At 61.8% G+C, this 8,932-nt stretch carries 9 protein-coding genes and 2 pseudogenes; 5 read left to right on the top strand and 6 right to left on the bottom strand.

Features of this window, described 5'->3' with window-relative positions; translation table 11 throughout:
* The coding region (locus tag AC629_RS42770) for a glutamate cyclase domain-containing protein (RefSeq protein WP_143199902.1) at window positions 1-395 on the top strand (395 nt) is incomplete at its 5' end.
* Window positions 396-540: 145 nt separating this feature from the next.
* Complete coding sequence (locus tag AC629_RS42765) at window positions 541-1,617, top strand: Rossmann-fold NAD(P)-binding domain-containing protein (RefSeq protein WP_084810629.1); 1,077 nt, start codon at window positions 541-543, stop codon at window positions 1,615-1,617.
* A gap of 187 nt (window positions 1,618-1,804) precedes the next feature.
* Here the strand turns inward: AC629_RS42765 and AC629_RS42760 are convergent, their stop codons facing one another.
* The gene (locus tag AC629_RS42760) at window positions 1,805-2,194 is read right to left on the bottom strand and encodes a hypothetical protein (RefSeq protein WP_084810628.1); all 390 of its coding nucleotides are present in this window, start codon (window positions 2,192-2,194) and stop codon (window positions 1,805-1,807) included.
* A gap of 301 nt (window positions 2,195-2,495) precedes the next feature.
* Here AC629_RS42760 and AC629_RS42755 point away from each other — a divergent pair, with 301 nt between their 5' ends.
* Entirely contained in the window at window positions 2,496-3,380 is an 885-nt protein-coding gene (locus AC629_RS42755) for an SDR family NAD(P)-dependent oxidoreductase (RefSeq protein WP_084810627.1), read from the top strand.
* 174 nt (window positions 3,381-3,554) lie between these two features.
* Here the strand turns inward: AC629_RS42755 and AC629_RS42750 are convergent, their stop codons facing one another.
* Together AC629_RS42750 and AC629_RS42745 are read right to left on the bottom strand one after the other, a co-directional pair.
* Complete coding sequence (locus AC629_RS42750) at window positions 3,555-3,992, bottom strand: hypothetical protein (RefSeq protein ID WP_502693117.1); 438 nt, start codon at window positions 3,990-3,992, stop codon at window positions 3,555-3,557.
* Window positions 3,989-4,210: a hypothetical protein gene (locus AC629_RS42745; RefSeq protein ID WP_084810625.1), complete on the bottom strand. Its 222-nt coding sequence runs from the start codon at window positions 4,208-4,210 to the stop codon at window positions 3,989-3,991. The genes AC629_RS42750 and AC629_RS42745 overlap by 4 nt, the downstream gene beginning before the upstream one ends.
* A 555-nt stretch (window positions 4,211-4,765) precedes the next feature.
* Between AC629_RS42745 and AC629_RS42740 the strand changes: the two genes are divergently transcribed.
* Window positions 4,766-5,833, top strand: a complete 1,068-nt coding sequence (locus AC629_RS42740; protein ID WP_084810624.1) for an SDR family oxidoreductase — start codon at window positions 4,766-4,768, stop codon at window positions 5,831-5,833.
* A gap of 239 nt (window positions 5,834-6,072) precedes the next feature.
* Here the strand turns inward: AC629_RS42740 and AC629_RS42735 are convergent, their stop codons facing one another.
* Together AC629_RS42735 and AC629_RS42730 are read right to left on the bottom strand one after the other, a co-directional pair.
* Window positions 6,073-6,798, bottom strand: coding sequence for a glycerophosphodiester phosphodiesterase (locus AC629_RS42735; RefSeq protein ID WP_084810623.1), 726 nt, complete (start codon window positions 6,796-6,798; stop codon window positions 6,073-6,075).
* 242 nt (window positions 6,799-7,040) lie between these two features.
* Window positions 7,041-7,618: pseudogene (locus AC629_RS42730) on the bottom strand (transposase); the annotation flags it as partial.
* 69 nt (window positions 7,619-7,687) lie between these two features.
* Between AC629_RS42730 and AC629_RS49590 the strand changes: the two are divergent.
* On the top strand, window positions 7,688-8,086 hold the full coding sequence (locus tag AC629_RS49590; protein ID WP_245332187.1) for a DUF8370 family protein: 399 nt from the start codon (window positions 7,688-7,690) through the stop codon (window positions 8,084-8,086).
* Window positions 8,087-8,130: 44 nt separating this feature from the next.
* Here the strand turns inward: AC629_RS49590 and AC629_RS50865 are convergent.
* Window positions 8,131-8,355, bottom strand: a pseudogene (locus tag AC629_RS50865) (AAA family ATPase); the annotation flags it as partial.
* Window positions 8,356-8,932: the final 577 nt, after the last annotated feature.

Genomic DNA, 8,932 nt, shown 5'->3' with positions numbered 1-8,932 from the left:
ATGAAATCGGGATGGGATCCTTGCCCAAGGAAATCATCGAACGCGGAATTCCAAATGGCAAGGTGATCGCAGCAACGACCCCGGTCGATTCGCTCATCGTCGCCGGCGTGTCGAACTGGGGCGGGTACGGGCTCCTTGCTGCCATGGCCTGCACGAAGCCGGCGTTGCGGGATGTTCTCCTGCGCTATTTCGATCGCGATATGGATCGCCGGTTCCTGTCGGCGGCGGTGGAAGCCGGGCAGGCGGTCGATGACAGCCGGGTCGATCATCCGGGGCGACCGCGGATGAGTGTCGACGGCATCCCCTGGGAGCAGCACGCGGCTCTTCTTGAGGAGATCTCCGCCGTAGTGGCGTCCCAACCGCCAACTGGACCGTACTGTTTGCCTCGGGTCTAGGAATCCGGTTGGCGGGCGCCGCTGCAGTCGCCACGGTTCGGCCGGACGTGCCGCCTGTCGTCACCGCGCCCGTGGCATCGAGCCGGCCGATGGCACAAAGCAGGCCGCAATGAACCCGAGCTAAGATCCCATAGGAGATCCGACGATGTCGACATACAACATTCTCATCCTAGGCGCTTCATACGGTTCGTTGCTCGCGTCGAAGATTCTGCTCGGCGGGCATTCGGTGAAACTTGTCTGCCTTCCGGCCGAGGCTGAACTGATCAATTCCGACGGGTTTCGTGTTCGGATTCCGATCCGCGGCCGAAGCGAACCCATCGAGCTCGATTCACGCGAGCTGCCCGGCCGAGTGTCGGCGGCGGGAGCGACGGACGTCGACCCGGGGGCATATGACCTCATCGGACTTGCGATGCAGGAGCCCCAATACGGATCGCCCGGAGTGCGCGAGCTTTTGAATGCGGTCGCGACATCGCGGGTGCCGTGTATGTCGATCATGAACATGCCGCCGTTTCCCTATATGAGGCGCGTTCCTGGGATAGATTGCGAACTGCTTAAGCCCGCTTATACGGCGCCGGAAGTCTGGGACGAATTCGACCCCGCTACCCTGACGCTCTGCAGTCCCGATCCCCAGGCAATAAGGCCGCCGGACGAAAAGGCCAACGTACTGCAGGTGACTCTGCCGACGAACTTCAAGGTCGCCCGCTTTGATGTCGAGAAGGGCAACGAGATCGTGCGGCGGTTGGAGAGGGAGATCGATGCTGCGCGCTTCGATGCTCCCGAGGGCAGGATACAATTGCCGGTGAAGTTGCGGTTCTATGACTCGATCTTCGTACCCTTGGCCAAGTGGGCCATGCTGATGGCCGGGAACTACCGGTGCATCACCGAGGACGGGATGCGGACCGCCCGGGAGGCCGTTCATTCGGATCTGGAAGCGTCGCGCTCCATCTACGATTTCGTGCTCGACGTATGTGTCAAAATTGGTGCCCCGCGTGACGAATTGGTGCCTTTCGAAAAGTACGCGGCGGCGGCGGAGAGCCTGTCGCGTCCCGCCTCTGCCGCCCGCGCCCTGAACAACGGTGCCCCGAATATCGAGCGCGCGGACAAGCTCGTTCAACTTGCCGCGAAGCAGAAGGGCATGAGGCACCCCGCCCTCGATGCTATCGTGGCACTGGTCGATCGAAGGCTGGAAGCCAATCGGAAGATGAAACCCGCGGCAGCATAGCCAGGTAGCCGATCTACGACTGGGTTCGCCGAAGGCCTGTATGCAACAAGTGGCGCGGAACGTCGGCTTGGGGTCATCCTCGACGTTTCTGGCCGGCAAGGCTGCCCATTTCTGCAGCACCCCAATGGCGACCATGGGCGAGCGCGCAGCAAGGAGAACTTGGTCGGCTCCCCGATCGCTACCTCCATCAGCTGCTCATGTAGGCCTTGTACGACAGGAAAGCCCCGATCACGAGAAACACGACGGCTTCCCCCACAATAAGCCCCGTGCTTGGGCTGAGGGTCGCAGCCATTCCAGCGAGCCAGAGCGGAAACAGCATGCGAACTAGGCCGCCGATCAGTAGAAGCCAGCCGAAGATCGTGACAAGAACCGCCCAGTCTGCGGCCCAGTGATTGTGCACGCGCACCACAGCGAGCCCGGCCACGAAGGAAACGACTCCGGAGACCAGCACGACCGCCGGATCGTGCGAGACCGCCTCGACCAGTGCCGACATCGAGCCCAGATTGATGAGCAACGCGGCCGCAATCGCGATCAGGGACGGGCCGATCAGACCCGCGATCGTTTTTGAGTTTGCCATGGGTAGTCTCCCAGCGCAGTGCCGTTGTGCACCGGTCCTGACAAAAAACACACCGCGCGAAGCACCAGTAAGCCGGGCCTGCATCGGTCCGATACCGACCACCAGCGGTCCGGGAACGAGTCGAGAAGAAATGCGCTCCGCCCCAGCATGATAGCCCAAAAGCTCGGCGCCGAGGAGGTGACTACCCGTAGGGAGCAGCCTGTGCAGGATTTCGATCCGACCAATGTCGGCTTAGGGGCAGACTCGGAATAGGTCGAGCTTACCATGCGCGTCCGCTGTGCCGTCAGTAGCTGACCTCGCGATGCGTTCCCGAACGCTGAAATGGATCGGAACGACTTGCCGCGGCGTTAGTTGCGGCAGATATTCCCAAGAACTTGCGGGGTCTCGGAAGGCAAGCGGGAGGACAGCAATGACATGGTGTAACCAAGTGGCGGTGGTTACGGGCGGCGCGCGCGGCATCGGCCGAGGTATCGCGCTTCTTCTGGCGCAGCGGGGCGCCGCGGTGTGCATCAACTATGCGGCGCGCGCGGATGCGGCCGAGCAGGTCGCGTCCGAAATTAGGGGCGAAGGCGGCCGCGCTATAACGGGCGGTGCGGACGTTGCGGACTTTCGCGCTGTCCAGGTGATGATCGAGCAGGCCGAAGCGCAGCTTGGTCCGGTGACCATACTGGTCAACAATGCCGGGGTGTCCCATCAGGCAACACTCGACACATTCGATTACGAACAGTTCGATCGCATGCGTCGCGTCAACGCGGATGGCATTATTCACGCGACCCGCGCTGCGATGGTAGGCATGCGCGCCCGCCGCTATGGCCGGATTGTCAATGTGGCCTCGATAGCCGCAATCGGCACGGCGCTGCCCGGCAATGCGTTCTACGCCGCGACAAAAGCGGAGGCCGCGATATTGACGCGGCGTTTCGCCATGGAGCTGGGCCCTGATGGGGTCACCGTGAACGCGGTGGCGCCAGGATTCGTCTGCACGGACATGACGCAGGGAAAGCGCAGCGCCAGCGAGTGGGACGCGATCGAGAAGAGTCTGGCCGAGCGGACAATGATGAGGCGCATCGGGCAGCCCGCGGATATCGCCAACGCCGTGGCTTTCCTTGCTGCTCCGGAGGCGGGTTGGGTGACAGCCCAGATGTTGGTAGTGGATGGTGGAAGAATGGACTACATCGGGCACGGCTAGGGCCGAGCCCATAAAGGCCCGAAGAAGCCAAAGAAGCAGACCGGTCAGAAGGAAATGCTGCTGCCGATTGCCGGCAAGAAGCCGGCGAAGGAGCCCGCAGCCAAGAAGACGGCGACCAAGCCGCAGCGCAAGTCGGCCTAATATCCGCGGAACGCGAGCCGGTGCCGTCGCGGCTCAGCCAAGCAGTCGGCTTCGCCGGAACGCGAATCCGTTCGGAATGAATTCCCTCGCCACCGCGAGGGCGCTACTCTCGCAGCTTTCCAGCGCGATCTTCTGGGCGAGCATGACGTCACCAATCGGTAGTTCGCCCAGCGTCCGGAAACACAGGCCGACCTTCGGACGGCCTTTTTCGTCGATCTCGCAGACGTTCGTCACGGTGCCGGCAAAGATCCTGTACTGCTTGCCGGTCTCGCCACCGACGACCTCGAAATATCCTTTCTTCGCGAACTGCACCTGCTGGGTCGGCGACAGCCAGTCCCGCAAAAGCAGCAAGGACCGGCCTTCCGGAGTTCTCTCGACGCCATGTCTGATGAAGAGAGCTTTTATGGCTCTCATACACGAGCGTTCACCCGGCCCAGACGGCATAAAGCGCAACATGGCGCGGCCGATCATCCGCCGACTAGCCTGGGAAAGAACACGGTTTCTTCGGCGTTCGGGTCGAACGATCGGATTTGCGAGACCTGACCCAGACCGGTCCGGACAGCGGCGGTGAAGCCGACCTTCGTCAGCTCGTAGAAGCGCTGCTCCGCGTTCGCCAGTTGTTGTGCGTCGTTCGGGTCGAAAGGGTGACGGCTGTCGCCGGTGCGGTCCATCAGGATCTGGATTGCCATAATCGTTCTCCTCGGATTGCTGATGGCCAAGGACCTCGGTTCAGTATCCGGCCGAAGTCGCGCAGTTTCAAGGGAAGAAAATTGCGTCTTGAACGTCGGACCTGATCGGTCCCAAAGAGGGCCAGCGGGCAGAAGGAAATGCTGCTGCCGATCGACGGCAAGCAACCCAAGGAAGCGAAGACGGCAGCGAAGCCGCAGCGCAAATCTGCGTAGACCACGCGTTCAGCGGTAGTCGGCCAATGTCGGTTGTCTCCCAGCGAGTGGCCAAAGAGTGGACATGCTGTGAGGTCGAGCCGGCACAAAACCGGCGGGCTTGGCGGACTAGAGTCATTTCCGACCTGCCCCTGAAAACGGACATGGTGAGAGCGCCGGATTAGATCGGTACGGGCCAGATTCGGACTTCAGCCGCTCACTCGATCACCTCGTCGGCGAGCGCGAGGAGGTTGTCCGGGATATTCAGGCCGAGCGCCCCGATGCCCGCCAGGCAGCGTCCCAATGCAGGCGACAAGAGCCTAGGACACCGCTACCATCGTAGTCGAAAGGCATTGGGCACACATGGGTGAGCACAAAGAGGCCGTAGTCGTCGGAGCGCTCGGAGTGATCGGGCGCTACGTTGTCGAGCGGCTGCTCAGGCAGGACGACTGGTCCGTCGTCGGTCTGTCGCGCCGTGCGGCCGGCGCCGTGCCCCGCTACCGCCACATCAGTGTCGATCTACTAGACCGTGAGGACGCGGCGGCGAAGCTCGCCGACCTGACGGAAGCTACGCACGTCTTCTACGCGGCGTTTCAGCCTGCGGCGGGCGCCGCCGCAGGCTATGCATCGAACGTCGCTCCAAACCGCGACATGCTGGTTAACGCCGTGACCGCGATCGACAGCGCGTCGTCCGCGCTGCGCCGCGTGGTGCTGGTCACCGGCACAAAATACTATGGCTCACACCTCGGGCCGTTCAAAACACCGGCACGAGAGAGTGACCCGCGCCACATGGGTCCCAACTATTATTTCGAGCAGATCGACTGGCTCGCCGCCTTCCAGCGCGGCAAGCGCTGGGACTGGGTGGAGCTGCGGCCGCAGACCTTATGCGGCTTTGCGCCGGGCACGCCGATGAGTCTGGCGCCGGCGATCGCAGTCTACGCCGCGATCAGCAAAGAGCTTGGGTTGCCGCTCCGCTTCCCGGGAAAGCCTGGCGCCTACACATCGATCTACCAGGTCACTGAATCCGCGCACTTCGCCAACGCGGCGCTCTGGGCGGCGAGCACGCCTCGCTGCGGGCTCGAAGCTTTCAACATCACCAACGGTGACTATTTCCGCTGGACGAATCTGTGGCCGAAGCTCGCGGCCGCTTTCGATATGCCAGCCGGCGACGTGCAGACGATAAGCCTTACCGCACACATGATAGACAAAGCACCACTCTGGCGCGTCATGACAGAGAAACATGGGCTGAAGCCCTACGCCTACGATAAGCTGGTGGCCTGGCCCTTTGCCGATTACGTCTTCAATTGCGACTGGGACGTGGTGTCGGACGTTACTAAATCGCGCCGCTTCGGCTTCCACGATGTGGTCGATAGCGAAGAGATGTTCGTGCGGCTCATGCGCGAGTTCCGCGCGGAGCGGATCGTTCCCTGAAACGCATCGGCGCCGCGAGAATGATCATCTGCAAGACGCCCGCTCTGGGTCAAAAGCGCTGTTCGAGCGGTCGGCCTACCGTTTCCGCTTTACCCCCGGAAGCTGACAGTTTGAAAGCCGCGATGGACTTCGCATTTGGGCTAAAAGGCGAACTCACCGAAACAGCCGGTTCCCCACGCCAGATCAGGCCGATCTGTCAGCTGCTTTCGAATACTTCACGGCGAACGGGTTTGGGCGGCCTAATCAGGCCTGGCGCTGCGGCCGATAGTGCAGTCGACGTCGGCAACCGCCCCGTAGAGGTGCTGCCGCGAGAGCCAATGAATGTCGTCCATGCGTTGCACGACTCCTACTACAACCGGCACGTGGTGGCGTCGCGCAAGCTGCTCAAGCGAGAAAACGGACCACCAGGCGCGAAAAACGACTCGCGTCCAAGCGCGCGCGTCCCAGCCGAGCAGGAGGACATCGGGCGCATACCTGCGCACCGCACGATTCAGGTTCCACGGGTACATGACGATGATGCCCAGGCGCACCGGTCGCGCACCCTCCCACGGAAAGGATCTTGCGACGGCGGCAAAGGCAAATACGACTGACCGACGGGCCACGTTGCTGGCAACCAGCCTCTCGATGACTCTAGAGACAAGTCCCGCCTCCTTCACCTCCACAAACAGTTCAAGGTCAGTTGGTGAAAGAAGTGACAGTGCCGCATCGAGGGTAAGCGCATTCTCGACATGACGCGGCGGGTCGTGTGACACCACCAATGTGTTGGAATCCGCTGCAAGGCAGACGTCGAATTCGACACCAGATATTCTGCCGTCACGGGCAGCACGTGCGAACGCGGCCAGCGAGTTTTCACCCGGACCCGCGGACCATCCACGATGCGCAATAAGCTTCATGTCGAGGTACGTAAAGCCAAGCTGCGCGCGCCATGCAATCTCCCCGTAGAGAGAAATGTCAACCCGGCCCACGAAGTTGACCCCTGATCAGCGTAGGGCCGAAAGGCGACGTCACCGAATCAGCCGGTTTGGGTCGATTCCGTTGAAAAAGGCGGCAGTAGTCCGATGTATTGGCGCCAGCACCGATGCGGCCGAACGGCTGTATCGGCCTTTTATGCGGGCTTGAGGGGTTGCATCGGGATCAGCTTGGCCATCTTGCGAAGGTTCTGGGCGGTGGCTGCGAGAGTGAACTCGTCGCGCGCCGTTTGGGCTTCGTAGGCGAAGAAGGCCTGGCCGCCGTGCGCCCCTGTCCAGCGCGCCGCCGGATCGGAGGGCGACACGAACTTCGGCGTGACCTCGGTCGCTGCTCCGAAGGCGGCATCGTCGAGGACGGCCAGATACTCATCGATCGCCCGGCCGAAGACTTCCGGAGAAAGTCCCTTGTCGCCTTCGATCCCCTTCTGCCGGTTGGCATCCGCCTTGATCAGGCTCGCATCGACTGCAAATCCGTCCCCACCGACCAGCCGCTCCCGGATGCAGCGGCGCAAGACGCTCTCGAACACTCTCCCGGAAGCGGCCATGCCTGTTCTTGGAGAACGTCGAGTGATCCGGCACCGCCCCATCCAGGGCCGAGCCGACAGAACCACCGGTAGGCTAAATTGAGATGAACCTCATCGCACAGACGCCGTTCCGATCGAATGCCGAAGCAGTAACTGATCAGGAGCATCCGGATCATCAGTTCGGGATCGATCGAAGGCCGGCCGATGCTACTGTAGAAAGGCGCCAGGTCCTGTCTGATCTCTTGCAGATCGACGAACCTGTCGACCGACCTCAGCAGGTGGCCGGCGGGAATACCAGGACCTGAATCTGCTACCCGAGGTTTTTAGCCGGGATTTGTCTCGGCTTTTTTTATGAGCCCTCCATGGCTAAGATCATTGATCCCAGACTATTCAGCCAACAGTTCGGGGTGCCAAAGACAGATATCGATAAGGCCGGTTTTCTGGACCCGCTCCTGAACGCCGACACCAAGCTGTTCATTGACCCCCTCCTGCTGCGGAAGAGCGGCAACGCGACGCTCCGTACCAAGGGCGTCGGCGCCTTCCGCAAGCGGACCTCCGACATCGTGAACCTGTTAATGGTGACGCCCACGAATAGCGGGCCCGCCTGGACGGCCGCCCTGCGGCTTCTGGACCTTCAGGAGCGCCGGGAGACCCGTCTTGGATATGGGGGAGCGGGAAGGCTCAGCAGGGCCTGTAGGTGCTGTTCGACCTTGGACCGGAGCTCGGGATTGAAGCGCACCGCTTTCAGTGCATTCTGGTAAGAGGCGATGTAGGTCAGCGTGTCGCCGAGGCCCATGGAAGCATGCAGCGTCGTCACGAACTGGGTGACCTGTGCGAGGTCGGAGTCATCGCTTCCACCCGCTCCAACCGCCAAATCGCCGATCAGGAGGCTTTCCGCTGCGCGCCCTGCGAGCATGACGACGGCCCGTCGTTCGATCGAAACGCGTTTTGGCAGGTCGTCCGTTTTCCACTGGATCCGCGTCTCTCCAGCCGACGTGCCAATCCTTCCGATAATGCATCGCTTGAGCACTCCGCAAGAAAGAACGATCGAAGTCACGGCATGCGCACCTTCGTAAATACATATGCGGTGGAGTGCGGCTGGTGCGATGTCCTCGACCGTCGCGGTGGCCCGAATGAGGTCTTTGAGCTCTAGTGCCCCCAGCGTAGCGGGCGATCCGGCGTGCTCCGCGCACCGCCATCATGATCTCTGCGCCGGTTGATCCAGCGCACTGGGCGCTCGGGCCGAGGGTGCGGGCCCGGCGCGCACCACTTCTGGGGGAAATGAAGCGGCGCGACTTCTCCCAGTCGCGACCAGTTTTCGCCCTGTGATCGATGACGCTGCGATCAGCTTTCTTAGATTGAAAATACACTTCAGTTGCAAAGTGTTAGCCAGTTCATAATTCTCGTCGCGCCTGCCGGCTTACGCTTTTTGAGACAACCGCTCGGGAGGCAACGATGACAGCCGCGGCCTACCGAAGTTGATTTTCACGAATCCGGGCGCATATTCACGAGGTATGCCCCACTTGGATACTTGTCAGGGGATCCTGCGGCGGCTGATCGCCAAGGGAGACCCAAACGCAATTCCACTGGCTGAGAGGGCCATCAAC

Source organism: Bradyrhizobium sp. NAS80.1 (genome assembly GCF_001908205.1).
GTDB lineage: Bacteria > Pseudomonadota > Alphaproteobacteria > Rhizobiales > Xanthobacteraceae > Bradyrhizobium.
This window is presented reverse-complemented; position numbering and strand designations above follow the sequence as displayed.